General features: G+C 62.9%; 22 protein-coding genes. 11 read left to right on the forward strand and 11 right to left on the reverse strand.

Translation table 11 applies throughout. From position 1 onward, the window contains the following. Nucleotides 1–681 precede the first annotated feature (681 nt). The 3 genes from macA (at nucleotide 682) to MB84_RS19295 (ending at nucleotide 5447) form a co-directional block, all read left to right on the forward strand. The gene (gene macA, locus MB84_RS19285) at nucleotides 682–1848 is read left to right on the forward strand and encodes a macrolide transporter subunit MacA (RefSeq protein WP_046292933.1); all 1167 of its coding nucleotides are present in this window, start codon (nucleotides 682–684) and stop codon (nucleotides 1846–1848) included. Continuing rightward, a complete protein-coding gene (locus MB84_RS19290) occupies nucleotides 1845–3875 on the forward strand; it encodes a MacB family efflux pump subunit (protein WP_046292934.1) in 2031 nt (676 codons plus the stop codon). Before macA ends, MB84_RS19290 begins: the two co-directional genes overlap by 4 nt. Nucleotides 3876–3977: 102 nt before the next feature. After that, nucleotides 3978–5447: an efflux transporter outer membrane subunit gene (locus tag MB84_RS19295; protein ID WP_052652590.1), complete on the forward strand. Its 1470-nt coding sequence runs from the start codon at nucleotides 3978–3980 to the stop codon at nucleotides 5445–5447. 22 nt (nucleotides 5448–5469) lie between these two features. Here the strand turns inward: MB84_RS19295 and MB84_RS19300 are convergent, their stop codons facing one another. After that, nucleotides 5470–6624: a Rossmann-fold NAD(P)-binding domain-containing protein gene (locus MB84_RS19300; protein ID WP_065225806.1), complete on the reverse strand. Its 1155-nt coding sequence runs from the start codon at nucleotides 6622–6624 to the stop codon at nucleotides 5470–5472. A 15-nt stretch (nucleotides 6625–6639) separates the two neighbouring features. Here MB84_RS19300 and MB84_RS19305 point away from each other — a divergent pair, with 15 nt between their 5' ends. The 4 genes from MB84_RS19305 to MB84_RS19320 all read left to right on the forward strand — a co-directional run bounded on the left by MB84_RS19305 (nucleotide 6640) and on the right by MB84_RS19320 (nucleotide 10286). Further along, nucleotides 6640–7674 (forward strand): CDP-6-deoxy-delta-3,4-glucoseen reductase, encoded by a 1035-nt coding sequence (locus tag MB84_RS19305; RefSeq protein WP_046292935.1) that lies wholly within the window; start codon nucleotides 6640–6642, stop codon nucleotides 7672–7674. A gap of 303 nt (nucleotides 7675–7977) precedes the next feature. Further along, the gene (locus tag MB84_RS19310; RefSeq protein WP_245725417.1) at nucleotides 7978–9249 is read left to right on the forward strand and encodes an acetylornithine transaminase; all 1272 of its coding nucleotides are present in this window, start codon (nucleotides 7978–7980) and stop codon (nucleotides 9247–9249) included. A 78-nt stretch (nucleotides 9250–9327) separates the two neighbouring features. Next, complete coding sequence (locus MB84_RS19315) at nucleotides 9328–9825, forward strand: GNAT family N-acetyltransferase (RefSeq protein WP_046292936.1); 498 nt, start codon at nucleotides 9328–9330, stop codon at nucleotides 9823–9825. Continuing rightward, the gene (locus MB84_RS19320; protein ID WP_211279318.1) at nucleotides 9822–10286 is read left to right on the forward strand and encodes a GNAT family acetyltransferase; all 465 of its coding nucleotides are present in this window, start codon (nucleotides 9822–9824) and stop codon (nucleotides 10284–10286) included. The genes MB84_RS19315 and MB84_RS19320 overlap by 4 nt, the downstream gene beginning before the upstream one ends. A gap of 112 nt (nucleotides 10287–10398) precedes the next feature. Here MB84_RS19320 and MB84_RS19325 read toward each other — a convergent pair whose 3' ends face one another. From MB84_RS19325 to MB84_RS19355, 7 genes are all read right to left on the reverse strand, one after another. Further along, entirely contained in the window at nucleotides 10399–11112 is a 714-nt protein-coding gene (locus MB84_RS19325) for an ABC transporter ATP-binding protein (RefSeq protein WP_046292937.1), read from the reverse strand. After that, nucleotides 11112–11885, reverse strand: a complete 774-nt coding sequence (locus MB84_RS19330) for an ABC transporter ATP-binding protein (RefSeq protein ID WP_046292938.1) — start codon at nucleotides 11883–11885, stop codon at nucleotides 11112–11114. The genes MB84_RS19325 and MB84_RS19330 overlap by 1 nt, the downstream gene beginning before the upstream one ends. Before the next feature lie 21 nt (nucleotides 11886–11906). Continuing rightward, on the reverse strand, nucleotides 11907–13037 hold the full coding sequence (locus MB84_RS19335; RefSeq protein ID WP_245725418.1) for an ABC transporter permease subunit: 1131 nt from the start codon (nucleotides 13035–13037) through the stop codon (nucleotides 11907–11909). Nucleotides 13038–13055: 18 nt separating this feature from the next. Next, nucleotides 13056–14006 (reverse strand): branched-chain amino acid ABC transporter permease, encoded by a 951-nt coding sequence (locus tag MB84_RS19340; protein WP_039400819.1) that lies wholly within the window; start codon nucleotides 14004–14006, stop codon nucleotides 13056–13058. A gap of 211 nt (nucleotides 14007–14217) precedes the next feature. Beyond that, nucleotides 14218–15426 carry a branched-chain amino acid ABC transporter substrate-binding protein gene (locus MB84_RS19345; protein ID WP_039400822.1) on the reverse strand — a complete coding sequence of 403 codons (1209 nt, stop codon included), beginning with the start codon at nucleotides 15424–15426 and terminating at the stop codon, nucleotides 14218–14220. Nucleotides 15427–16195: 769 nt separating this feature from the next. Next, on the reverse strand, nucleotides 16196–17167 hold the full coding sequence (gene ispH, locus MB84_RS19350) for a 4-hydroxy-3-methylbut-2-enyl diphosphate reductase (RefSeq protein ID WP_046292939.1): 972 nt from the start codon (nucleotides 17165–17167) through the stop codon (nucleotides 16196–16198). A gap of 8 nt (nucleotides 17168–17175) precedes the next feature. After that, complete coding sequence (locus MB84_RS19355; protein WP_046292940.1) at nucleotides 17176–17631, reverse strand: FKBP-type peptidyl-prolyl cis-trans isomerase; 456 nt, start codon at nucleotides 17629–17631, stop codon at nucleotides 17176–17178. Between the two features lie 188 nt (nucleotides 17632–17819). Between MB84_RS19355 and radC the strand changes: the two genes are divergently transcribed. The 4 genes from radC to nadB all read left to right on the forward strand — a co-directional run bounded on the left by radC (nucleotide 17820) and on the right by nadB (nucleotide 20983). Next, nucleotides 17820–18494, forward strand: coding sequence for a RadC family protein (gene radC, locus MB84_RS19360; protein WP_046292941.1), 675 nt, complete (start codon nucleotides 17820–17822; stop codon nucleotides 18492–18494). 224 nt (nucleotides 18495–18718) lie between these two features. Beyond that, on the forward strand, nucleotides 18719–18952 hold the full coding sequence (rpmB, locus tag MB84_RS19365) for a 50S ribosomal protein L28 (protein WP_039400832.1): 234 nt from the start codon (nucleotides 18719–18721) through the stop codon (nucleotides 18950–18952). A 15-nt stretch (nucleotides 18953–18967) separates the two neighbouring features. Further along, complete coding sequence (gene rpmG / locus MB84_RS19370) at nucleotides 18968–19135, forward strand: 50S ribosomal protein L33 (protein WP_039400834.1); 168 nt, start codon at nucleotides 18968–18970, stop codon at nucleotides 19133–19135. 243 nt (nucleotides 19136–19378) lie between these two features. Further along, nucleotides 19379–20983, forward strand: coding sequence for an L-aspartate oxidase (gene nadB, locus MB84_RS19375; protein ID WP_046292942.1), 1605 nt, complete (start codon nucleotides 19379–19381; stop codon nucleotides 20981–20983). 105 nt (nucleotides 20984–21088) lie between these two features. On the opposite strand, the gene nadC is transcribed toward nadB, so the two are convergent. The 3 genes from nadC to MB84_RS19390 all read right to left on the reverse strand — a co-directional run bounded on the left by nadC (nucleotide 21089) and on the right by MB84_RS19390 (nucleotide 24414). After that, a complete protein-coding gene (nadC, locus tag MB84_RS19380; protein WP_046292943.1) occupies nucleotides 21089–21991 on the reverse strand; it encodes a carboxylating nicotinate-nucleotide diphosphorylase in 903 nt (300 codons plus the stop codon). Next, a complete protein-coding gene (gene nadA, locus MB84_RS19385) occupies nucleotides 21991–23124 on the reverse strand; it encodes a quinolinate synthase NadA (protein ID WP_046292944.1) in 1134 nt (377 codons plus the stop codon). Before nadA ends, nadC begins: the two co-directional genes overlap by 1 nt. Before the next feature lie 93 nt (nucleotides 23125–23217). Then, nucleotides 23218–24414, reverse strand: a complete 1197-nt coding sequence (locus MB84_RS19390) for a DesA family fatty acid desaturase (protein ID WP_046292945.1) — start codon at nucleotides 24412–24414, stop codon at nucleotides 23218–23220. Between the last annotated feature and the right edge of the window lie 199 nt (nucleotides 24415–24613).

Consider the following 24613-nt stretch of genomic DNA (forward strand, 5'->3'; position numbering starts at 1 on the left):
CCGCAATCTTCACACTGTGCAGACGCTCCGCCACCACGCTCTCAGCGCCCTTGAAATCCCCTCTGCCCCTTACGGGATAAGGCACTCAAGTCCCTCACACCCTTGTCCACACCAAAACCACAGCCCGCAACACCCCCGTTTCCTACTCTCCACATTTTCCTCGCCCCTCCCCCGCCTTACACCTCCCCCTGACGGACCGGAGCCCCTTTCCGCCGCTCAGACATAAACCCAACTCGCTGCAGAAAGGCGCCCCGGTCCGTCTCCCTCAATGCACCCAGTGCCTCAACCGACACCGCCCGCTTCCTTTCTCAAAGCCACCGGTCCCGTCGACACCGCTCTTCTCCAGCGCCATCGCGACGCCACACCCGCCCCGCACGTGCTCCGCAACTGCTGCGGGACGGCCGTGTCGTCGCCCACACTCTTCCGGTCCCTCTTCTCTCACCACCTACCTCGGAGGCGGCCAGCGCATCTCTACGCTTCACCTGCATCGCTTTGCCTTGTTTCTCCTCCCCCTCCTTTGTTGCTTTTTTTCTCCTTTGATCGCTTTTGCTTGTTTTTTCTCTCCCGTTATCTCTGTTCACAAAGTCCCAACAACTGAAAACAGTTTGTCCCCTTTCCTTTGGTTAGCATCCCCTCACGTTCGCTCCGCCCCGCGACGGGTTTCGCCATTTCCTTCCATCGATGACGCGCCTCTTTTCTCGCCTCTCCTCTTTTCGCTTTACCCGACGTCGCAAGATCGGCGCAGTCGTCGTCGTCCTGTTCGCAACCCTCGCCGCATGGCAATGGCCCCGACCCACGCCGCCCACCTATCTCTTCGCTAAGGTCGCCCGCGCCGATCTCGAAGACGCCGTCCTCGCCACCGGCGTCCTCCAACCCATCAAACAAGTCGAAGTCGGTTCGCAAGCCAACGGACAACTTCGCGCCCTCAAGGTGGCGCTCGGAGACTCGGTTTCGAAAGGGCAACTGCTCGCTGAAATCGATCCGACGTCCAGCGATAACGATCTGCGCGAAGCCAACGCCGGTCTCACCACCCTCACCGCCGACCGACGCGCCAAAGCCATTCGCCACGCCCAAACCACCCGCGAACTCGCCCGTCAACGACAACTCGCCCACGACGACGCCACTTCGCCCCGTGACCTCGAGAAAGCCCGCACCGAAGCCGATGCCCTCTCGGCCGAACTCGCCTCGCTCGACTCCCAGATCAGTCAGCAAAAGGTCAAGGTCGATAAGGCACGCACGAATCTGTCCTATACGCGTATTACCGCTCCCATTAACGGTACGGTCACCGCCATCACCACTCAAGAAGGACAGACGGTGACCGCCATCTACCAAATCCCGACGATCCTCAAGGTCGCCGATCTCTCCATGATGACGATCCGCGCTCAGGTCTCCGAAGCCGACGTCGTGCGCATCCGCGCAGGTCTTCCCGTCTACTTCACGATCCTCGGCGCGCCCGACAAACGCTACGAAGGCAAGCTCCGCGTCATTCAACCCTCGCCTGAAAAGATTAATAACGCGATCTTCTTTAATGCCCTCTTCGATGTGCCCAATCCAGCCGGTGTCCTCCGTCCGGATATGACGGCGCAAGTGTCCATCGTGAGTGCCCGTATCTCGAATGCGCTGACGTTTCCTTCCGTCGCCCTCGGTGAGAAACGCGCCGACGGCCGCTATCGCGTGCGTGTGCTCGATGCCAAGGGCGTCGCCCACCCGCGCTGGGTGAAGGTCGGACTCGACAACCGCCTCACCGCACAAGCCCTCGACGGACTCACTGAGGGCGACCGCGTCGTGACCGCCGATCCGACCGACGCGCCGCCCGCGGGTAGCAATGACGCAGGAACGCTGCTGTGACGAAGACCCCCGCCCCGCTCCTGCGGCTCTGCGGCATCTCTCGCGCTTTCGGCGAGGGTGACGGCGCCGTCACGGTCCTGCGTGATGTCGATCTCGTCATCGAGCGCGGCGAAATGGTCGCGATCATGGGCCCGTCCGGCTCCGGTAAGTCGACACTCATGAACGTGCTCGGCTGCCTCGACCGAGCCACCCACGGGCGCTACGAAATCGACGGGCGCGATGTCGCCTCGCTCTCGGACGACGCGCTCCCACAACTGCGCCGCGAATACTTCGGTTTCATCTTCCAGCGCTATCACCTGATGGGCCATCTCTCTGCCCAAGGCAATGTGGAAGTGCCCGCCGTCTACGCCGGTATCCCACGCTCGGAACGGTCGTCGCGCTCCGCCGCACTGCTCGAACGTCTCGGGCTCGGCAAGCATCTCTCACACCGCCCCTCGCAGATGTCCGGCGGGCAGCAACAGCGCGTCAGTATTGCCCGCGCCCTCATGAACGGCGGCGACATCATCCTCGCCGACGAACCGACCGGCGCACTCGACAGTCACAGCGGGCTGGAAGTGATGCACATCCTGCGCGAACTCCACGCGCGCGGGCACACGATCATCCTCGTCACGCACGATCCGAACGTCGCCGCATGGGCGCAACGCGTGATCGAAATTGCCGACGGACGCATCAAGTGCGACCGGCTAAACGACACGCCCCATCCTGTCGAAATTTCGGTGACGAACGACGCGCGCGATATGTCTTCCGGTCCCGAAAGTTCTGCGCATTCGCGAGTCGCCGATGCGCCGGTAATGTCGCGCGGCAATTCGCCGACGCGCTGGATGAGTGGCTGGCCGACGTTCGCGGAAAGCCTGTCGATGGCATGGCACGCACTCGCCTCTCACCGTCTGCGCACCGGCCTCACGATGCTCGGCATCATCATCGGCATTACGTCGGTGGTCTCTCTGTCGGCCATCGGTGAAGGGACGAAACGCCGCGTGCTCAACGATATCGGCAACATCGCCCCGAATACGATCACGGTGCTGCGCGGCAAGGACTTCAACGACGATAAGGCCGCAGAGATTCGTACGCTCCTGCCCCGCGACGCCGATCTGCTCGCCGCACAGCCCTATACGGACAGCGTGACGGCGCAAGTCGGCCCGCGCACGGCCCGCATGCGCTTCGGTCGCATCGATACTGACGCGCAAGTCCACGGCGAAAGCGCCGACTTCATGCGCGCCAACGGTCTGAAGCTCGCCCGTGGTCGCAGCTTCGACGCCAGTGAAGTGGAACGCCAGGCACAAGTCGCCCTGCTCGGTGAGAACACGCTGCGCAAGCTGTTGCCGAACGGCGGCGATCCCATCGGGCAAATCGTGCTCGCAGGTTCGCTGCCGCTGCGCGTGATCGGTGTCGTGCGCGACCGCGCGTCGATGTTTGTCAGCCGCTCACTGAATGTCTATGTTCCCTGGACGACGGTCGCGAGCCGACTCGCCGGTCAGCAACATCTGGAATCGATCACGGTCCGCATTCTCGACGGGCACCCGCCCGCCGCCGCCGAAGCCGGGATCATTCGCCTGCTCACACGCGCCCACGGCAAGAAGGATTTCTTCACGTTCAACATGGACACGATCGTGAAGTCGATTTCGCGCACGAGCCAGATGCTCACGTTGCTGCTCTCGTTCGTCGCCCTCATCTCGCTCGTGGTCGGCGGTATCGGCGTGATGAACATCATGCTGGTCTCGGTGACGGAACGCACCCGTGAGATCGGCATCCGGCGCGCGATCGGTGCACGCCGTCAGGACATCCTCCGGCAGTTCCTCATCGAAGCCGTGCTCGTCTGTCTGATGGGCGGCGCAGTCGGCGTCGTGCTGTCTTACGCCATCGGCTGGCTGGTCGCGACGTTCGTGCCACAGGTCTCGGTGGTCTTTTCCACGACTACGTTCGCGGCCGCCGTAGCATGCGCGTGCGCCATCGGCATGCTCAGCGGCTGGCTCCCGGCACGCAGCGCCGCACGCCTCGATCCGGTGGACGCACTAGCCCGTGAATGATTGCCCCCGCCGTCCCGTTGCATTCCCCCCTCAGGCTCGGGATGGCTTTTATACCCCGCGCGCGATTCGGTGTCGCGCGCGGGGGCCTTTTTGACAAATTCGATGAATTGCCTTTCAGGATTTCTCCGGCCGCGCCCGGGCATCGCGCCATCGCTGGCGGCCGTCGCCGTCTGCATGATGCTCAGCGCTTGCAGCCTGACCCGCACAGACTATGAACGCCCGACGTTGCCCATTCCGTCGCAATTCCGCACGCCCATCGACGGTACCGCGTCAGGTGCAGCGCAAGAGGCCGGTACGAGTACGGCAGCCGACGCGGAGATTGCGCCATGGTGGCGCGCGTTTCGCGACCCTCAACTCGACTCGCTCATTGCTCAGGCGCTCGCGGCCAACCCCGCACTCGCCCTCAAAGCCCTGCAATCGGATCGCGACGCGCTCCAGGCCGGACTGACCAACGCCAATCGCTGGCCGCAATTCGCCGCCAATATCACTGGCTCGAAGGCGCGCGCGCTCGACGGCGGACAGGCCGCACAGCGTATGAACGGCCAGACGCAGACGACCTCCGGCGCAAGCGTCGGCATCAGCTACGAAGTCGATCTCTGGAACAAGCTCGCGGCGCAACGCGACGCCGCCAGTTGGCAAGCCGCCGCCAGCGCATGGGAGCGCCGCGCCGCCGCCCTCTCGCTCTCGAGTCAGGTCGCCTCGCTCTATTGGCGCGTCGCCTATCTGAACGAGAATGTGCGCAGTGCGACGGAAGACCTCGCCGCAGCCGAGCGCGCCGTCGCGCTGGTTGCGGCGCGTCGACGCGCCGGTTCGGTGTCGGCCCTCGATCCCGTGCAGGCACTGCAAGATCGCGACGCGCTCGCAGGCGCACTCGCAGAATGGGAACGGTTGCGCGACATCGCCCGGCACTCGCTGGCGAACGCGCTCGGACGTCCCGCACAGACGCGCTTCACCGAGCGCGATTCGCTCGTTGTCGCGCAGTTGCCCGAGGTCGCGCCGGGGTTGCCTGCCTCGCTCCTCGCGCAGCGCCCCGACCTCGCCGCCGCCGAGACGCGCGTTCGCGCACGCCTGGCAGATGTCGACGCCGCGCGTCTGTCGTTCTATCCCTCCCTCACGCTCACCGGGACCGCGCAAACCACCAGCGAGTCGCTCTCGCGTCTGTTCGCCAATCCCGTGGGTACGCTCGCCGCTTCGATTGCGATGCCGTTCCTTCAGGTGCAAACGGCACGCTTCACGACCGCGCTCGCACGCAATGACTACGAGCAGTCGGTCGCCACCTTTCGTAACACGTTGCTCACAGCGCTCGTGGAGGTCGAAGACGCCCTCTCGGCACGCGAGCGAACGACGTCGCAATACACCTCGCTCGCCAGCGCCGCCGCCCTCGCCCAGCGAGCCGCAGAACTCTCGGAGGCGCGCTATCGCGCAGGCGACATCGACCTGCAATCGTGGCTCGACGCCCAACGCCTCGCGCGTCAGGCCCGCCGCAACGCCGCACAGTCCCGGCTCGCGCAGATCGACGCAACGCTCTCACTCGTTAAAGCGCTTGGCGGGACGCTGGGGAACGATGGCTGAGGCGACCGCGTGACGTTCGTCGTCAGGCGGTCGCGCCGGTCGAGGGGATGTCGGCAGGCAACGCGGATGCCGACGATGGTGTCGGCTCAGGCGACGCGAGCGGCGTCATCGTCGACAGCAGCGCCGCCACATCGGGATATTTCAGCGAGTAACCGAGTTCGCGCTTGAGCCGCTTGTTGGCGAGGCGTCGCGACTCGGACATGAAGGAGAGCAACGTCGGCTCCAGTACCTGACGTGCCTCGTCACGAGAAACACGCGGCGCTCGGGGCAATCCCAGCGCATCCGCAACCCGGTCGAAGTACTCGCCCATGCGCCACTCGGTGTCGTCGCTCGCATGCACGACCCGCTGCGCCTTGCCACGCCACATCGCGCGAATCAGAATCGCCGCGAGATCGTCGGCGTGGATATGGTTGGTGAAGACGTCGTCCGATGCCACCAACGCGGGCGTGCCCTTCTGCAAACGCGCCAGCGGCAGACGCTCGGCCGCATAGATCCCCGGAATCCGCACGACAGACGCCCGCCACGACACACGTGCGTGCACCGTCCGACGCCACGACGCCTTCGTACCGGATACCGACGCCGCACGCGCGCGCGCAGCCCCGGTCGTCAACACACGGCGCGGATGACGGCCGTGGAAGGACGGACGGCCCAGCGTGCGCACCGCCCGCTCGGCATCGACACGGCGCTGCCCACGAGGCGAACGCGGCGCGGGCGTGCGGGTCTCGTCCACCCACGCGCCGCCACAGTCGCCGTAGACGCCACTGGTGCTCGCGTAGACGAGAATCCGGCGCGGCGCGCGGGCGAGGTGAGCCAGACCTGACAGGGCGTGAAGCCCCCCCTCGGGTACAATATTGGGTTTCGACGGCCGGTTCAGCGCAGCGCGCAAACGGCGTGTGCGCAGATCCTGCGTGCCGCTGCCCGCGACCCCGGCAGGCGGTGCCAGATGCAACACCCGTGAGGCCAGACGGCCCACGCGTTGCAAGCTTGCAGCGTCATCCAGATTGGCAACGACGGGCACCGCGCCCGCCGCACGCAACGCCGCATGGCGCGCGTCGCTGGACGTCACGGCGAAGACACGAAAACGTTCTACGAGAGCCGGCAGTGCGCGCATGCCGACGTCGCCGCAGCCCACGACCAGCAGGCGCGGACGACCGAGAGGTTTGGACGGTTTTTTCATTTTTCGGATTGTAGTATGGCTTACAACGTTACCCTCGTGCCGAGCGGGCGCGAGTTCCAGGTCGAAGATGGCGAGGCCGTCCTCTCCGCCGCGCTGCGCCAGGGCATCGGCCTGCCCTACGGTTGCAAAAACGGCGGTTGCGGCTCGTGTAAGGCCAAACTGGTCGAAGGCACCGTCGAACACGGCGCACACGCCAGCTCGGCCCTGTCGAAGGACGAGGAAACCCGTGGCTTCGCCCTGCTCTGCTGCGCCCACACGAAAGGCGATCTCATCATCGAGTCGCGCGAGGTCAAGGGCATCGGCGACATCCCGGTCAAGCGCCTGCCGTGCCGGGTGAACGCGCTGGAGCGCCGCGCCGACGACGTCATCGTCATGCGCCTCCAACTCCCCGCCAACGAGCGATTCCAGTACCTCGCCGGTCAATACATCGAATTCATCCTGAAGGACGGCAAGCGCCGCAGTTATTCGATGGCCACCGCGCCCCACGAAGAAGGCTTCCTCGAACTGCATCTGCGCCACATGCCCGGCGGCGTCTTCACCGACCATGCGTTCAACCACATGAAGGAGCGCGAGATCCTGCGCTTCGAAGGCCCGCTCGGCACGTTTTTCCTGCGGGAAGACTCCGAGAAGCCGATCGTGCTGCTCGCCTCGGGCACCGGCTTCGCACCGATTAAGGCCATCGTCGAACACGCCGCGCATAAGGGCCTCGATCGCCCAATGACGCTCTACTGGGGCGCCCGCCAGCTCAAGGACATCTACTTGCGCGAACTGGCCGAGCAATGGGCACGTGAGATCCCCGGCTTCAAGTTCGTGCCGGTCCTCTCCGACGCCGCCCCCGAAGACGCATGGGAAGGTCGCACGGGTTTTGTGCACCGTGCCGTGGCCGAAGACCTGCCGGATTTGTCCGGCTACGAGGTCTACGCCTGCGGTGCGCCCGTGATGGTCGAATCGGCCCGTCGCGACTTCGTCGCTCATCACCGGTTGCCGGAAGACGCCTTCTTCGCCGACGCCTTCACCACCGAAGCCGATAACCCCGGCGGCGGGCAATGACCTTGTGATCCGCATGGCCGTGACGGCTGGCTGCCATCGAAGGGACGCGCAAAAGATGCACGCAAACCACACCGCATGCATTCCCTTTGACAAGCGCCGCGTCACGCCCTTATGCTTGCCGACATGAACCTGATTGCCATCGCCTCGATCCGACGTCGCCGTACGCTGCCCCAACCGGGATGCCGCGGCGCACGCTATCGACTGCGATAACACGCAAGTTCTCAAGCACAGCGAAGCCACGGGCACCCCCCGTGGCTTTTTTTATTCCCCCAAGTCTCTTCTCACCTTCCTTCGGAGACCGTCATGTCGCTTGCTCAACCGTCCGCCCAGTCGCCCGACACTCAGCCGTCGCACTCGCCCAAGGCGGCTCGCCACGCCAGGTTCGCCGATCTGCCTACGCAGGCGCTGCTGCCGATCACTACGCGCCCCGAAATCGTGTTCACGCACGGCAAGGGCGGCTGGCTGTACGACCACGAAGGCAAGCGATATCTCGACTTCATTCAGGGCTGGGCCGTGAACAGCCTCGGCCACTGCCACCCGGTCATGCGCGACGCCCTCGCCACGCAAGGCTCGTTGCTGCTCAACCCCAGCCCCGCCTACTACAACCTGCCGATGATCGAGCTGGCCGACCTGCTCGCCAATCTCTCCGGACTTGGCAAGGTCTTCTTCGCCAATAGCGGCGCGGAAGCCAACGAAAGCGCCATCAAGCTCGCCCGCAAGTGGGGCCAGCTGCACCCGAACAGCGCGGGTAAGGCCCGCTTCGAAATCATCACGTTCAAGAACGCTTTCCACGGTCGTACGCTCGCCACCATGTCCGCAAGCGGCAAGCCCGGCTGGGATACGATCTTCGCACCGCAGGTGCCCGGCTTTCCGAAGGCCGAGCTAAACGACATCGCGTCGGTCGAAGCCCTCATCGGACCGGAGACGGTGGCCGTGATGCTCGAGCCGATTCAGGGCGAAGCCGGTGTCGTGCCCGCAACGCCCGAATTCATGAAGGCGCTGCGCGAATTGACGACGGCGCGCGGCCTCCTGCTGATCGTGGACGAAGTGCAAACCGGCTGCGGACGCACCGGCACCCTCTTCCAGTATCAGCAGTCGGGCATCGTGCCGGACATCATGACGCTCGGCAAAGGCATCGGGGGCGGCGTGCCGCTGGCCGCCATGCTGTGCGGCGACGCGTTTGCCGTCTTCCAGCCAGGCGATCAGGGCGGCACGTACAACGGCAACCCGCTGATGTGCGCCGTCGGCCTCGCCGTGATGCGCACGGTCAGCTCGCCGGGCTTTCTCGAATTCGTTCGCGCACAGGCGGATTACCTGAGCGCCGGATTGCAGCATCTGTCGTCGCGCTACGGCGGTCAGGGAGAACGCGGTGCGGGTCTGCTCCGCGCGTTGCTGCTCGGTCGCGACATCGGCCCGCAGCTGGTCGAAGCCGCGCGCGACATGACACCGGACGGGCTGCTGCTCAACTCGGCGCGTCCGAACCTGCTGCGCTTCATGCCCGCACTGAACGTGAGCCGCGAAGAGATCGATCAGATGCTGTCGATGCTCGACACGCTGCTCGCAAAGCACGCCTGAACGCGGCGATCGCATGACGACACTCGCCCGGATGTCATCCGGGCGCGTCAGAACGACACCTCAATGGAGACTCCATCGATGAACGACATGAGCCAGGGCCACCCGACACCGCCCGCTGACGCCATCGTCGAAATTTCGGCCGATCCGGCACGGCTCGACATCGGCTTCGTCCACAATGCCCTGTCGACGCAAACGGCTTGGGCGCAAGGCATTCCGCGCAACACGCTCATGCGTGCGATCACGCACTCGCTTTGCTTCGGCGCGTATGCAACGCAGGTCGAGGGCGGCGCGGCGCGTCAGGTCGGCTTCGCCCGTGTCATCACCGACCACGCCACGTTCGCCTATCTGGCCGACGTGTTCGTCGATCCGTCCATGCGCGGTCTGGGGGTCGGCAAGCGCCTGTGCGAGGATGTGCTCGCGCATCCGGCACTGCAAGGACTGCGCCGCTTTCTGCTCGCCACGACCGATGCCGCCAGTCTCTATTCCCGGTATGGCTTCGAGCCGCTCGGCGCCGAGAACAAGATGATGCAGATTCACCGCCCCGACATCTACACCGGCCAACAGGAAGCGCCATGAACCGCATGCCCGCCGATATCCATATCCGCACGTTCGACGACGCGGATACCGACGCTGTCATCGCGCTCTGGCGCGAGACGTTTCCAGAGTACAACCGCGCCGACAAGCCGCATCGTGAACCGCGTCGCTCGATCGCCAACAAAGTGGCCATGCAGGACGACCTGTTCTTCGTCGCCGTGCGCGAACGCAAGATTGTCGGCACCGTCATGGCCGGTTACGACGGCCATCGCGGCTGGGTCTATTCGCTGGCCGTCGCGCATGCTTTGCGACGTCGCGGTGTCGCAAGCGCGTTGCTGCATCACGCCGAGATCGCGCTGGCCGCGCGTGGCTGTCTCAAGCTCAATCTGCAAGTGCTCACGCAGTCGCGCGAAGCGCTCGCGTTCTACAACGCTCACGGCTACGCCGCCGACGATGTCGTAAGCCTCGGCAAACGGCTGCCGCTGGCAGCGATGGCGCAGTGAGCGCTACGTCGCACAGTCTTCGGATGCCGTGAAAACACAAAGGGCGCCGGAAGTTGCCTTCGGCGCCCTTTGCTTATGCACCGACCGTCTGACGGTCACGCGAGTTCGACACTCACTCCCCCAGATACGCCGCGCGCACCTTCGGATCGTCGAGCATGTCCTTCGCGTCGCCGGTCATGGTGACGAGGCCACTGTCCATCACATAGCCACGGTGCGCCGCTTGCAGCGCCAGACGCGCGTTCTGCTCCACGAGCAGCACCGTCACGCCTTCGCCCGAGACCGTACGCACCACCTCGAAGATCTTCTCGACCATGATCGGCGAGAGGCCCATCGACGGCTCGTCGAGCAGCAACAACTTGGGCTGGCTCATCAGCGCACGCGCCATCGCAAGCATCTGCTGCTCGCCACCCGAGAGCGTGCCCGCGAGCTGATCGCGGCGCTCCTTCAGACGCGGGAAGATACCGAACATCTTGTCGATGTCCTGCTTGATGCCCGCGCTGTCGTTGCGCAGATACGCGCCCATCTGCATGTTCTCGAGGATCGTCATGCGCGTGAAGATGCCGCGACCTTCCGGCACCATCGCCAACCCCTGCTTGAGCAGACCGAACGCCTTCACACCGCGAATCGACTTGCCCAGATACTCGATGTCGCCATCGGCCCACGGCAACAAGCCCGTGATCGCCTTCATGGTGGTCGTCTTGCCTGCCCCATTCGCGCCGATGAGCGTGACCAGTTCGCCCGGCTGAATGTTCAGGTCGATGCCCTTGACCGCCTTGATCCCGCCGTAAGCGACTTTCAGGCCCTTGATCGTCAACATTGCGCTCATCAATGGCCTCCCGAACCCAGATACGCTTCAATCACCGCCGGATTCTTTTGCACATCCTGCGGCAAACCTTCGGCAATCACCTTGCCGTAATCGAGCACCGTCATGCGGTTGCACAACCCCATCACCAGCTTCACGTCGTGCTCGATGAGCAAAATCGTGCGGCCGTCGCTTCGGATCTTGTCGAGCAAACCGCGCAGCTCGACCTTTTCCGTGGCGTTCATGCCAGCGGCCGGTTCGTCCAGCGCCAGCAGCTTCGGATCGGTGGCCAACGCACGCGCGATTTCCAGACGACGCTGGTGGCCGTACGAGAGGTTCGCCGCCGTGTAGTTGGCGTACTTCGCCACGCCCACGTATTCGAGCAACTCCATCGCACGATCGCGGATGGCGCGCTCTTCGGCCTTCGCGCCCGGGTACCGGACGATGGCGCCGATCACGCCCATCTTCGTGCGCACGTGACGGCCGACCATCACGTTCTCGATGACGGTCATGCCGCCAAACAGACGAATGTTTTGAAACGTACGCGCGATACCGGCCTTGGCAACTTCGTGCACGGCGGTCGGCTTGTAGGCCGAGCCGTCGAGCTTGAATTCGCCGGAGTCCGGGGTGTAGAGACCGGTGATCACGTTGAAGAACGTGGTCTTGCCGGCGCCGTTCGGGCCGATCAGCCCGTAGATCTGCCCCGGCTTGATCTCCAGGCCCACGTCGGTGAGGGCCCGCAGACCGCCGAAGCGCTTGTTCACGCCCTTGACGGACAGAAGAATTTGTTCGCTCATATTCAGGTCATCTCCCTCGACTTACAGAGTCCGCTCTTCCGGACGCGGCGACGGCCACAGGCCGGCCGGACGGTACAGCATGATCAGAATCATGGCCAGACCGTACAGCAACTGCCGGATCACTTCGGGATCGACGATGACGCTACCGAACAACTTCATCTGCAACGGGCCCATGGTCGAGCGCAGGATCTCGGGGAACGCCGAGAGCAGCACACCGCCCAGAATCACGCCCGGAATGTGGCCCATGCCGCCGAGCACCACCATCGAGAGCACGACGATCGACTCCCAGAAAGTGAACGACTCGGGCGAGACGAAGCCCTGGAACGCGGAGAACATGCCACCTGCCACACCACCGAACGACGCACCCATCGCGAACGCGAGCAGCTTGATGTTTCGCGTGTTGATGCCCATCGCCTTGGCGGCGATTTCGTCTTCACGAATGGCCACCCAGGCGCGTCCGATGCGCGAGTGCTGCAAGCGCACGCAGATGAAGGCGATCAGCAACGCGAGGAACACGAACAGGTAGTAGTACATGTACACCGAGCTGACCTGCAACCCGAAGAAGTTGTGCGCCTTCGAGAAGTCGAAGCCGAACAACGACGCAGGCTGGATGCCGGTGATCCCCTTCGGGCCGTTGGTGATGTTGATCGGCCGGTCGAGGTTGTTCATGAAGATACGGATGATCTCCCCGAACCCCAGCGTCACGATGGCCAGATAGTCACCGCGCAGACGCAACGTCGGCGCACCGAGCAAGATGCCGAAGATCGCCGCAACCGCAGCGCCGATCGGAATCGTGAACCACACGGGCACATGCAGCCCGCCGGGGAACATCGCGCCGATCCACTCGAACTGCGTGGAGAGGTGAGGAGAACTGAGGAAGGCCGTGACGTACGCCCCCACGGCATAGAACGCGATGTAACCCAGATCGAGCAGGCCAGCGAAGCCCACCACGATGTTCAGGCCCAGCGCGAGCATGATGTAGAGCAGCGCGAAGTCGAGCACCCGCACCCAGTAGTTGCCGCCGGCGTAGCCGACGAGCACGGGCGCGAGAATGGCGGCGATCAGGAAGAACGCGAGGCCGCGATAGGCCTTGCGGGTCGCAGCGGCCGCAGAAATCTGCGTCACCGGCGACGTTTGCACGGGTTGATTCATGATGTCGATCCTCCCCGTTTATGCACGATCGGCCACGCGCTCGCCGAGCAGACCGCTCGGACGGAACACCAGCACCACAATCAGCACGACAAACGCGAAGACGTCCTGATAGTTACTCCCGAACACGCCACCGGTCAGATCGCCGATGTAGCCCGCGCCCAATGCTTCGATCAGGCCGAGCAGCACGCCGCCGACCATCGCCCCCTGCAAGTTGCCGATCCCGCCAAGCACTGCGGCGGTAAAGGCTTTCATGCCGGGAATGAAGCCCATGTAGAAGTGAGCATTGCCGTAGTTCGAGGCCATCATCACGCCCGCGAGCGCGGCGAGTGCGCCACCGAGGGCGAACGTCGCGGAGATCACGAAGTTCGGGTTCACGCCCATGAGACCGGCGACGTTGCGGTTTTCCGCCGTCGCACGCATCGCACGCCCCAGCTTGGTGCGGTTCACGAGCTGCGTGAGGCCGAACATGACGAGGAACGCCACGACGACGATCACGATGCCGGTGCCGTTGGTCACAGCGCCGGGATGATCGCCGCGCGGCGGGATCACGTTCATGGCGTCGGTGGGCAACAGTTGCGGGAACGAGAGGGGGTTACGCGACCAGATCAGCATGGCGATCGTCTGGAGCAGCAGCGAGACGCCGATGGCGGTGATCAGAGGGGCCAGGCGCGGCGCATTACGCAACGGCCGGTAGGCCACACGCTCGATCACGAAGTTGGCTATCGCACACACGGGCATACACACGAGCGTGGCAATCGCCAGCATGAGCGCCGGGTTCATGTCCGGCGCGATCTTCAAAAGCAGGTTGATGGTGGACAGCGCGACCATCGCGCCGATCATCATCACGTCGGCGTGGGCGAAGTTGATGATGCCCAGAATGCCGTAGACCATCGTATAGCCCAGTGCAATGATCGCGTAGACGCTACCAAGCACGAGGCCGTTCAAGATTTGTTGGATAAAAATATCCATGAAGCTAACTCCTTGTCCCGGAAACGGGCTCTCGACACGCTTGCCCGATAAGGCGCGCGAGGGGGCCGAGAGAACTGCGGGTTATGAGGCGTAATCCTGTGTCAGGAGGAGAGCCGTGCCCGTCATGCAGGCACGGCGTCTTTCCGCAGATAGTGATACGGCACCGAACGGGTAGGCAGCGGTGCCGTTTCATGGCGCGAGCGCCCGGGACTTACATTTTCACCACGTCGAGCACGCTCTTCTTCTTATCCTTGTAGTTGTAGAGCGTGATCACCGGCTCCTTCATGTCGCCCTTGCTGTCGAAGGCGATGTGACCGATGACACCCTTGTAGTCCGTGGCCGGCATCGCCGCCAGGATCTTGGCCGGGTCTGCCGAGTTGGCTCGCTTCATCGCGTCGACGATCACGTTCACAGCGTCATACGTGAACGGGGCGTAGATCTGGATCGGCTGCTTGAAGCGGTCTTCGTAACGCTTCGAGAAGTCCGCACCGCCTTCCATCTTCGACAGCGCCATACCTGCTTCCGAGCAGACGATGTTGTCGATGGCGTCGCCAGCGAGTTCGGCCACCTTGTCGGTACACACGCCGTCACCGGCCAGCACCTTGGCGCCAATACCCAGTTCCTTCGATTGCTTGGCGAACGGGCCGCCGGTGGCATCCATACCGCCGTACATGATGATGTCCGGCTTCTCACCCTTGATCTTGGTCAGAATGGCGCGGAAGTCCGTGGCCTTGTCGTTGGTTGCATCGTGCGAGAGCACCTTCAGGCCGTTGGCCTTGGCGGTCTTCTCGAACTCGTCGGCCAGACCCTTGCCGTACGCCGTAGCGTCGTCGACGATGGCGACCGACTTGGCGTTAAGCGACTTGGTCGCGTAGTTGGCCAGTGCCGGACCCTGCTGCGCGTCGGTGGCGACCACGCGGTAGGTCGTCTTGAAACCCTGCAGCGTGTAAGCCGGATTGGTCGCCGACGGCGAAATCTGCACGATGCCCGCATCGCTGTAGATCTTCGAGGCCGGGATCGTCGTACCCGAATTCAAGTGGCCCACCACGGCGACAACCTTCTCGTCGACGAGCTTCTGAGCAACCTGCGTTGCCGTCTTCGGGTCGGCCGCGTCGTCTTCTGCCACCAGCTCAAGCTTGACCGGCTTGCCATCGATGGTCAGGCCCGCCTTGTTGGCCTCTTCAATGGCCAGGCGTGCACCATTTTCGTTATCTTTGCCCAAGTGAGCAATTTGGCCCGTCAACGGTGCAACGTGACCGATCTTAATGACAACCGCATCGCCGCCCCCGCTGGCGGCAGTCGTCGCGGCAGGTGCAGAAGCGGCACCCGAATCGGCCTGCTTTTCTTCTTTCTTGCCGCAAGCCACCAGCAGCGTCACTGCGGCGACTACGGGCAGTACCTTCGCGAACTTGAGTTGCATGTGATTATCTCCAGATTGTCGGCGATTTAATAACGCCAAATCGATGTTTCGTATGCGAAACGCGCGCATTGTAACTCCATTCCTTGCGGCTGCGACGCCCATAGCCACAGGGTTTTCCATAATGGAGGGCTAAGGTTTTATACCGACTTGTGCAACCCTATCTTTTCAAAAGCGCAACCCCGAATTTGTGAATGGTTTTACGCGCCCGCGCGCGACTCCCCGGGCGGCCTTATGGTGCAACCGGTGCACCATTCAAGGGCCCGGATGCCGTACCAATCTAATAAGCAATTAGCATGCCCATTTGATTTGGAGGGTTCTTTCTAATTAAGCAGGCATATAAATAATTAGATTCCGGAAATCCGGAAATCTTTTATTTTCTTTAATTCCATATCCGTTGAATAATCAATAACGTCATTCGGTTTTGGCTGACGAGACGTTAAAACTTCCAATTTCGGACGTGCGGAAGTTCTGCGAGATTTGTTAGCATGATGCAAAAACGCCGCAATGGTTTTTTGCGGTCATCGGCAGGCGAATGGCCGAACATCGATCGGCAACGTCAGGGGGCCTGATGCGACCGGTAACGGCTGGGATGCGGGGGGCAGCAGGGGCGTAGGGCAGGACACGCCGTGCGCGGGACAGGCGTAAAAAAACCGGGGCCGCGAGGTACGGCACCCGGTTTATCGACCATGCGGCGTGAGCGCCGGCCGTGAGTCTTGTTGCTGGGTGGGTCAGTGCGCTGCGGGCGCAGCCACCCAACCCGGCGTGCTGCTTAGCTCGCCATTTGGGTCAAGCCCTTGGGCAGCGGGAACGCGATGTTCTCTTCCACGCCGTCGAGCACCTTGACCTGATTGACGCCCAGTTCGCGCAGACGCGACACGATCGACTGCGCCAGCACCTCGGGTGCCGACGCACCGGCCGTCACGCCGATGCGGCGCTTGCCGTCGAACCACTCCGGCTTGAGCTGATCCGGCGAGTCCACCATGTAGGCCGGCACGCCCATCTTCTCGGCCACTTCACGCAGACGGTTCGAATTGGAACTGTTCGGGCTGCCGACGACCACAACCACGTCGCACTGCGGCGCCATGAACTTCACGGCGTCCTGACGGTTCTGCGTGGCGTAGCAGATGTCCTGCTTCTTCGGCTCGGTAATCAGCGGGAAGCGCTTCTTGAGCGCGTTGATGACTTCAGCGGCGTCGTCGACCGACAACGTCGTCTGCGTCACGAAAGCCAGCTTGCTTTCGTCCGCCACTTGCAGCGCAAGCACATCTTCGATCGTCTCGACGAGGAACATGCCCTCGCCCGACTGGCCCATCGTGCCTTCCACTTCGGGGTGCCCCTTGTGGCCGATCATGATGATTTCCAGACCTTGTCCGCGCATCTTGGCAACTTCGACGTGAACCTTCGTCACCAGCGGGCAAGTCGCATCGAAGATGCGCAGGCCGCGCGCTTCCGCCTCGGCACGCACCGCTTGCGAGACGCCGTGCGCGCTGAAGATCAGCGTGTTGCCCGAAGGCACGTCGGACAATTCTTCGATGAAGATCGCGCCCTTCTTGCGAAGACTCTCGACGACATACACGTTGTGCACGATTTCGTGGCGCACGTAAATCGGTGCGCCGTACATCGCCAGGGCGCGCTCGACAATCTCGATCGCGCGGTCGACCCCCGCGCAAAAGCCGCGCGGCTGAGCCAGCAGGATTTCTGCATCCGACAGCGTCGGTGCTACGACTTGGGTGGCGCTCATTTCGATTCCTACAGAATGCCGATAATCTGGACTTCGAACACAATCGGCTGGCCGGCCAGCGGATGGTTGAAGTCGAACAATGCCCAGCCGTCGCCCAGTTCGCGCAGGATGCCCGCATAGCGGCCACCGCTCGGCGCGTTGAACTCGACCAGATCGCCAACACTATATTCTTCCCCGAAGTTGCTATTCTCCTGCAACGTCTTCATCGAGACGCGTTGCAGCAGATCCGGATTGCGCGGGCCAAAGGCCTGCTCCGGCGCCAGTTCGACGCGGCATCGCTCCCCCACTCTCATGCCCAGCATCGCCTGCTCCAGCGTCGGCGCCATCTGGCCGCCGCCCAGCTGCATCGTTGCAGGGGTGCCTTCGAAAGTGTTGACAATGTCCGCGCCGTCGGGCGCGCCGATCCGGTAGTGAAGCGTCAGATAGGAATTGTCTTGAACCACGGGGGTTGCAACAGAACTCATGGGGGTCTCACAGCAAGGTCAAGCTATTATTGTAAGCGACGACGCGTTGCGCGTCCGGCTCCCCATCAAAGCCGCCCCGAAATTTTCCCGTGGCGGCTTCCCGGTTTGTCTTTTCCCCTGTCATCAGTGACACCCGCGATCATGCGCGTGGCCGTGTCCGATCATCGGTCCCCGATCCTGGAGTCGTCATGTCCATCGCCCACTGGCCGCTCGCTGAGCGCCCCCGTGAAAAAATGCTGGCCCACGGCCCGAATGCCCTGTCCGACGCCGAATTGCTCGCCATCCTGCTGCGCACCGGTTCGCAAGGCCGCAACGCCGTCGAACTCGGGCGCGAGTTGCTGACCCGCACCGGCTCACTTGCCCGCCTGCTTGCCACCCCATTCGAGACGCTGCGTCAGATACCGGGGCTAGGTCAGGCGAAATCGCTTCAATTTCAAGCGGCCCTCGAAGTGGCGCGCCGCATGTTGCGCGAGGGGATGCAATCGGGCTGCCTGCTCGATTCGCCCACCCGTGTGCGCGACTATCTGCGGCTCACGTTGCAAGATATGTCTCGCGAGCGCTTCGTCTGCCTGTTTCTGGACGCCGCACACCGGCTGGTCGGCACGCGCATCATGTTCGAAGGCACACTCACCCAGACATGCGCGTATCCGAGGGAAATCGTGCGTGCGGCGCTGGACCTTCATGCGGCGGCCATCATCGTGGCCCACAATCACCCGTCCGGCATTCCGACGCCAAGCGCGGCCGATCTGGCGCTCACGCGCCAGTTGGGGGATGCGCTGGCGCTGCTGGAGATCCGTCTGCTCGATCATTTCATCGTCGCGGGAGACACCGTCTACTCAATGGCCGAGGGCGGTGAACTGTGACGAGAACAACACCCTGCACACAAATTTGGCAAGCGGGTCGCATTCGGGCCCGGCTTACGCTATACTCCGTCCCTTCCCCGAATCTCCGACAGACGTTTCCCGCCAGGGACTCACGTCCTACATCGACTAAAGCGATTGATTTGTCTGGGATTTTTGTGGTATTATCGCGGTCTGTCTTTTCGACTCACCTTTTTTTACACAGAATTCTGGGTTAGGAGTGCTTCATGGCACGCGTATGTCAAGTGACCGGGAAAGCGCCGATGGTCGGCAACAACGTTTCCCACGCCAACAACAAAACCAAGCGTCGTTTCCTCCCGAACTTGCAAAATCGCCGGTTCTGGGTTGAGAGCGAAAACCGCTTTGTGCGTCTGCGTCTTTCGAACGCCGGCCTGCGCCTGATCGATAAGGTCGGCATCGATGCCGTTCTCGCGGACCTGCGTTCGCGTAACGCCATCTAAGTTTAGGAGCTCATCATGGCAAAAGGCGCTCGCGACAAGATCAAACTGGAATCGACCGCAGGTACGGGTCATTTCTACACGACCACCAAGAACAAGCGTACCCATCCGGAAAAGATGGCTATCAGCAAGTTCGACCCGGTCGCTCGTAAGCACGTCGAATACAAAGAAACCAAGATCAAATAAGATCAACAGGTTTCATCGCGGTAGCTTGCTACTGCGTTCAATACCCCGCCTCTGGAGGGGTATTTTCGTTTGGGCGTCCCGAAAACTGCACCGCTACGCTATGCGTAGTCTTTCCCAGCGCAATTTCCCCGATGTGCGCATAGGGTCATGTGCCACGCGCGTATTGACTCGCTATACTGGCTCCTCTCTCATTATGAGGATCGCGTCAGTGTCGCTGCGTCGATCCCAGACTCCGCGCGTATCATGAATTTCGATGTCGTCATCGTCGGCAGCGGGCTCGCCGGCCAGTCCGTCGCCCTGCATCTGGCCAATACCTGCCGCGTGGCGCTCGTCGCCAAACGTCCAATGCCCGAAGGTGCGAGCGATTGGGCACAGGGTGGCATCGCCGCCGTACTGGATTCGACCGACAGCGTCGACGAGCATGTTTCCGACACACTGATCGCCAGCGCAGGACTCTGCGACGAAGCCGCCACGCGATTCATCGTCGAACACAGCCGCGAAGCCATCGAATGGCTCATCGACCAGGGCGTGCCTTTTACCCGCGACGCTGAAGCCGAACTCGGCTTTCACCTGACGCGCGAAGGCGGACATAGCCATCGACGTATCATCCACGCCGCCGACGCTACCGGGCACGCCGTCATCGCGACACTCACCGAGCGCGTGCGCAAGCATCCGAACATCACCCTCTTCGAGCATCATTTCGCCATCGATCTGATCACCTCCGATCATGCCGACGACGCGCCCACAACTGGCCGTCACTGTCAGGGGTTGTACGTTCAGGATCTCGGCACCGGCGAGGTGCATGCCATGACGGCCCGGCATACGGTGCTCGCCACCGGCGGCGCGGGCAAGGTCTATCTCTACACGACGAACCCCGATACGGCGACCGGCGACGGCATCGCCATGGCCTCGCGCGCGGGTTGCCGCATCGCGAACATGGAGTTCATCCAGTTCCACCCGACGTGCCTCTATCACCCGTACGCCAAGTCGTTCCTGATCTCGGAAGCCGTGCGTGGCGAAGGCGGCCGCCTGGTGCTGCCCGACGGCACCCGTTTCATGCCGCAACACGACCCGCGCGCCGAACTGGCGCCGCGTGACATCGTCGCCCGCGCCATCGACTTCGAGATGAAAAAACACGGCCTCGATTGCGTGTATCTCGACATTAGTCACCAAAGCGCCGAGTTCCTGCGCGAGCATTTCCCTACGATTCTGGCACGCTGCGCTGAGCTGGGCATCGACATCACGAAGCAGCCGATTCCGGTCGTACCCGCAGCGCACTACACCTGCGGAGGGGTGGTGACCGACATGCGCGGCCGCACCGATCTGCCGGGGCTTTATGCCGTCGGCGAAGCGACATACACGGGCCTGCACGGTGCGAACCGGCTTGCCAGCAATTCGCTGCTGGAGTGCATTGTGCTCGGGAAGGCGGCGGCAGAAGATATCCAACGGGACGAGACCCAACATCCGCTCAGCACCGACGCGCCCGCGTGGGACGAAAGCCGCGTCTCGGATGCGGACGAAGAAGTCGTCGTCGCCCACAACTGGGATGAGTTGCGCCGCATGATGTGGAACTACGTCGGCATCGTGCGTACGACCAAACGACTGGAGCGTGCGCAGCATCGCATCGCCCTGCTGCGCGAGGAGATCGCCGAGTACTACGCGAATTTCCGCGTCAGCCGGGATTTGCTTGAGCTACGGAATCTGGTCGACGTCGCGTCGCTGATCGTCGATAGCGCGTTGTCGCGTCGCGAAAGTCGAGGCCTGCACTTCTCGCGCGACTTTCCCGATACGCTGCCGAAGGCGCTGCCGACGGTGATTTCACCACCGCTGCCGCGCCGCAAGCGGTAAGGCAGGCGTTCGTTCGCGAGCAGGCAAACAACAAGGCCGCAGGGCAAAACCTGCGGCCTTGTTGCTCTGCGCGCTATTTCAGCACGGCCATTCGCATCGAAACACTTACCCCACCGTCTCCAGAATCCGCATGGAGAAGTCGGTCGCACGGACATCCTTCGTCAGCCCGCCGACGGAAATACGGTCGACGCCCGTCTCCGCAATCGCGCGCACCGTTTCAAGGTTAACGCCGCCCGAGGCTTCCAGCACAGCACGTCCATCCGAGATACGGGCCGCTTCACGCATCATTTCCAGCGTGAAGTTATCGAGCAGGATCGACGTGGCGCCACATTCAAGCGCCGTCGCCAGTTCTTCCAGCGACTCCACTTCGATCTGGACGGACGCGCCGCCAGCCAGACGATCTGCATTCGCGAGCACCTGACGAATGCCGCCAGCGGCCGCGATGTGATTCTCCTTGATGAGAATGCCGTCGTAGAGCGCGAGACGTTGATTCGACCCACCGCCGACGAGCACCGCAAACTTCTGCGCGAGACGCAGGCCGGGCAACGTCTTGCGCGTGTCGAGGACACGCGCCTTGGTGCCTTCCACGATACCCGCAAACCGGCGCACGGAGGTCGCCACGCCGGAGAGCATCTGAAGGAAGTTCATCGACGTGCGTTCACCCGTGAGCAACGCGCGCGCCGGACCCTGGATGTCGCACACCACCGAATCAGGCGCCATGCGCTCGCCTTCGCGGAAATGCCATTGCACGCGCACGGACGCGTCCACGCTCTGCATGCAGCGCTCAAACCAGCGCACACCGCAAAGCACGGCCGACTCGCGCACGATGATGCGCGCATGCGCCATTTCGTCCGGCGGCACCAGCAGACCCGTCAGGTCGCCGCTGCCGATGTCTTCGTCCAGCGCGTCGCGCACATTGCGCGCCAACGCCACTTCGATCGGCTCGCCGAATATGGCGAATTCAGGAGAAAGTGCCTCGGCAGTGCTCAACGTTTTCGATTGCGTCATTATGCGGGGCCTACACCGGAAAAGAGTGCGCCATCGCGCGCGAAATCACCGCTGGCGCGCACGTTCTGTTTGCGCGCTTCAGCGAACGTCAACATGCGGTCGATACAGGTATGGGCGCGGCGGCCGATTTCCGGATCGACGTGAATTTCGTTCGCTCCGGTCTCCAGCACGTCGGCCAGATTTTGCAGGCTGTTCATCGCCATCCACGGGCAGTGCGCGCAGCTCTTGCACGTGGCGCTGTTGCCCGCCGTCGGCGCTTCGATAAAGTGCTTGCCCGGCGCCGCGGCGCGCATCTTGTGGAGAATGCCGTTGTCGGTGGCCACGATAAACTCAGTGGCGTCCATGGTCTGCGCCGCCGCGATCATTTGCGAGGTCGATCCGACTACGTCCGCCAGCGCAACCACCGCCGCAGGCGACTCCGGGTGCACCAGCACCTTGGCGTTCGGGTGTTCGCGGCGCAGCAGTTCGAGTTCGGTGCCCTTGAATTCGTCATGCACGAGACAAGCGCCCTGCCACAACAACATGTCGGCACCCGTCTGCTTCTGAACGTAGCTGCCCAGATGGCGGTCCGGCGCCCAGAGAATCTTCTTACCCTGCGCGTGCAGATGCGCCACGATTTCCAGGCCGATGGACGACGTCACCATCCAGTCGGCCCGCGCCTTCACGGCTGCGCTCGTGTTCGCGTAGACGACGACCGTGCGATCCGGATGCGCATCGCAGAATGCGGCGAACTCGTCGGCCGGACAACCCAGATCGAGCGAGCAGGTCGCGTCGAGATCGGGCATCAAAATGCGTTTTTCGGGACTCAGAATCTTCGACGTCTCGCCCATGAATCGCACGCCGGCCACCACAAGCGTCTTGGCGGCGTGATTCCGGCCGAAACGCGCCATTTCGAGCGAATCGGCCACGCAGCCACCGGTCTCTTCGGCGAGGTCCTGCAGATCGGAATCGACGTAATAGTGCGCGACCAGTACGGCGTCGCGTTCGACGAGCAAACGCTTGATCCTGGCCTTGAGCGCCGCGCGTTCCTCCTGCGACGGCGCCTCCGGGACGCGTGCCCAGGCGTGGGCTACGCACGTGGCGCCACTCGATGCGGGGCGCTCGAATTCTACGGATTTAAGTGAGGCATTCATTTTCGCGTGGCCCGAGGGGGGCCGGGAATGACAAAACCCCGCCGTGGCGGGGTTTCGATTATGCGTCAAAAACAGATTTCCGGCTGAACCCGTTCACGCGTAGCGGCGCAGACGCGTCGCGAATTCCTGCAATGCATGAATGCCGCTCTGCTCGGCGCGGTGGCACCAGCTCTGCAACTGACCCAGCAACTGCTCACGCGATGCGTTCGAACGGTCCCAGATACCGGCCAGTTCGCGACGCAGTTCGTAGTACGTCTTCACGGCGTTGCTGTGCGCGAAGATCTCGCCCAGTTGTTGCTTCTGCGGCTCTTGCAGCGATGCTTCGTCGTGATGCAGCCACTTGCGCGCGCCGCGGAACAACTGGTATTCGCCATGCTGACGCTTGTCCTTGAAGCGCGCCAGCTCTTCGCCGTAGGCACGCTGGAAGGTCTTCGCGTAACGCGCCATCACTTCGTACCGGTTCGAGAGCACGGCCTGCAACGTATCGTCGTCGCATGCCGCCTTGATCTTCGCGAGCTTCGGCGTCGGCGCGACCTTCTTCACCTTGGCCAGACCCACGAACGACAGCGTACGGATGTACAGCCAGCCGATGTCGAACTCGTACCACTTGTTCGACAGCTTGGCCGACGTGGCGTATGTGTGGTGGTTGTTGTGCAGCTCTTCGCCGCCGATGATGATGCCCCACGGCAGCAGGTTCGTCGACGCGTCGGCGCAATTGAAGTTGCGGTAGCCCCAGTAGTGGCCCAGACCATTGATCACGCCAGCGGCCCAGAACGGGATCCACACCATCTGCACCGCCCACACGGTCAGACCGAGGGCGCCGAACAGCGCGATGTTGATGATCATCATCATGCTGATGCCCAGAATCGGGTAACGCTTGTAGACGTTGTTCTCGATCCAGTCGTTCGGTGTGCCGTGGCTGAACTTGCGCAGCGTTTCTTCGTTCTTCGCTTCGGCGCGATAGAGTTCGGCGCCTTCGGCCAGCACCTTCCACAGGCCGCGCGTTTGCGGGCTGTGCGGGTCTTCCGGCGTTTCGCACTTGGCGTGGTGCTTGCGGTGAATCGCGGCCCACTCGCTCGTGATCATGCCCGTGGTCATCCACAGCCAGAAACGGAAGAAATGGGCGACGATCGGATGCACGTCGAGCGCGCGGTGCGCCTGGCAACGATGCAGATAGATGGTCACACCGGCGATCGTCACATGGGTGACGGCCAACGTGTAGAAGAAGATCTTCCAGCCACTCCAGTCGAGCAGGCCGGTCGAGAGAAATCCAAGGAGACTATCCAGCAAAATATCACTCCAAACTAATCAATACGGTAGGCGTCACGGCAAAGCATCGAAATGTGCCGTGTCTTGTCTTGTCTTGTCGGGCCGAAGCGGCCGATGTGGACATAGGCCGTCGCGTCAGGTCTCGTTCTTGCGCTCGCTTGACGCTTCGATTCGCTGGAGGTCGGCAAGTTGCGATGCCGGTGCGATATGGGCGGTAAAC

The organism is Pandoraea oxalativorans, from assembly GCF_000972785.3.
GTDB classification, from domain to species: Bacteria; Pseudomonadota; Gammaproteobacteria; order Burkholderiales; family Burkholderiaceae; genus Pandoraea; species Pandoraea oxalativorans.

What these genes read in the sequence shown, in the direction of transcription:
- macA (WP_046292933.1), top strand. Translation starts at nt 682, where the DNA reads ATGACGCGCCTCTTTTCTCGCCTCTCCTCTTTTCGCTTTACCCGACGT.
- MB84_RS19295 (WP_052652590.1), top strand. Translation starts at nt 3,978, where the DNA reads ATGAATTGCCTTTCAGGATTTCTCCGGCCGCGCCCGGGCATCGCGCCA.
- MB84_RS19300 (WP_065225806.1), bottom strand. Translation starts at nt 6,624, where the DNA reads ATGAAAAAACCGTCCAAACCTCTCGGTCGTCCGCGCCTGCTGGTCGTG.
- MB84_RS19305 (WP_046292935.1), top strand. Translation starts at nt 6,640, where the DNA reads ATGGCTTACAACGTTACCCTCGTGCCGAGCGGGCGCGAGTTCCAGGTC.
- MB84_RS19310 (WP_245725417.1), top strand. Translation starts at nt 7,978, where the DNA reads ATGTCGCTTGCTCAACCGTCCGCCCAGTCGCCCGACACTCAGCCGTCG.
- MB84_RS19315 (WP_046292936.1), top strand. Translation starts at nt 9,328, where the DNA reads ATGAACGACATGAGCCAGGGCCACCCGACACCGCCCGCTGACGCCATC.
- MB84_RS19320 (WP_211279318.1), top strand. Translation starts at nt 9,822, where the DNA reads ATGAACCGCATGCCCGCCGATATCCATATCCGCACGTTCGACGACGCG.
- MB84_RS19325 (WP_046292937.1), bottom strand. Translation starts at nt 11,112, where the DNA reads ATGAGCGCAATGTTGACGATCAAGGGCCTGAAAGTCGCTTACGGCGGG.
- MB84_RS19330 (WP_046292938.1), bottom strand. Translation starts at nt 11,885, where the DNA reads ATGAGCGAACAAATTCTTCTGTCCGTCAAGGGCGTGAACAAGCGCTTC.
- MB84_RS19335 (WP_245725418.1), bottom strand. Translation starts at nt 13,037, where the DNA reads ATGAATCAACCCGTGCAAACGTCGCCGGTGACGCAGATTTCTGCGGCC.
- MB84_RS19340 (WP_039400819.1), bottom strand. Translation starts at nt 14,006, where the DNA reads ATGGATATTTTTATCCAACAAATCTTGAACGGCCTCGTGCTTGGTAGC.
- MB84_RS19345 (WP_039400822.1), bottom strand. Translation starts at nt 15,426, where the DNA reads ATGCAACTCAAGTTCGCGAAGGTACTGCCCGTAGTCGCCGCAGTGACG.
- ispH (WP_046292939.1), bottom strand. Translation starts at nt 17,167, where the DNA reads ATGAGCGCCACCCAAGTCGTAGCACCGACGCTGTCGGATGCAGAAATC.
- MB84_RS19355 (WP_046292940.1), bottom strand. Translation starts at nt 17,631, where the DNA reads ATGAGTTCTGTTGCAACCCCCGTGGTTCAAGACAATTCCTATCTGACG.
- radC (WP_046292941.1), top strand. Translation starts at nt 17,820, where the DNA reads ATGTCCATCGCCCACTGGCCGCTCGCTGAGCGCCCCCGTGAAAAAATG.
- rpmB (WP_039400832.1), top strand. Translation starts at nt 18,719, where the DNA reads ATGGCACGCGTATGTCAAGTGACCGGGAAAGCGCCGATGGTCGGCAAC.
- rpmG (WP_039400834.1), top strand. Translation starts at nt 18,968, where the DNA reads ATGGCAAAAGGCGCTCGCGACAAGATCAAACTGGAATCGACCGCAGGT.
- nadB (WP_046292942.1), top strand. Translation starts at nt 19,379, where the DNA reads ATGAATTTCGATGTCGTCATCGTCGGCAGCGGGCTCGCCGGCCAGTCC.
- nadC (WP_046292943.1), bottom strand. Translation starts at nt 21,991, where the DNA reads ATGACGCAATCGAAAACGTTGAGCACTGCCGAGGCACTTTCTCCTGAA.
- nadA (WP_046292944.1), bottom strand. Translation starts at nt 23,124, where the DNA reads ATGAATGCCTCACTTAAATCCGTAGAATTCGAGCGCCCCGCATCGAGT.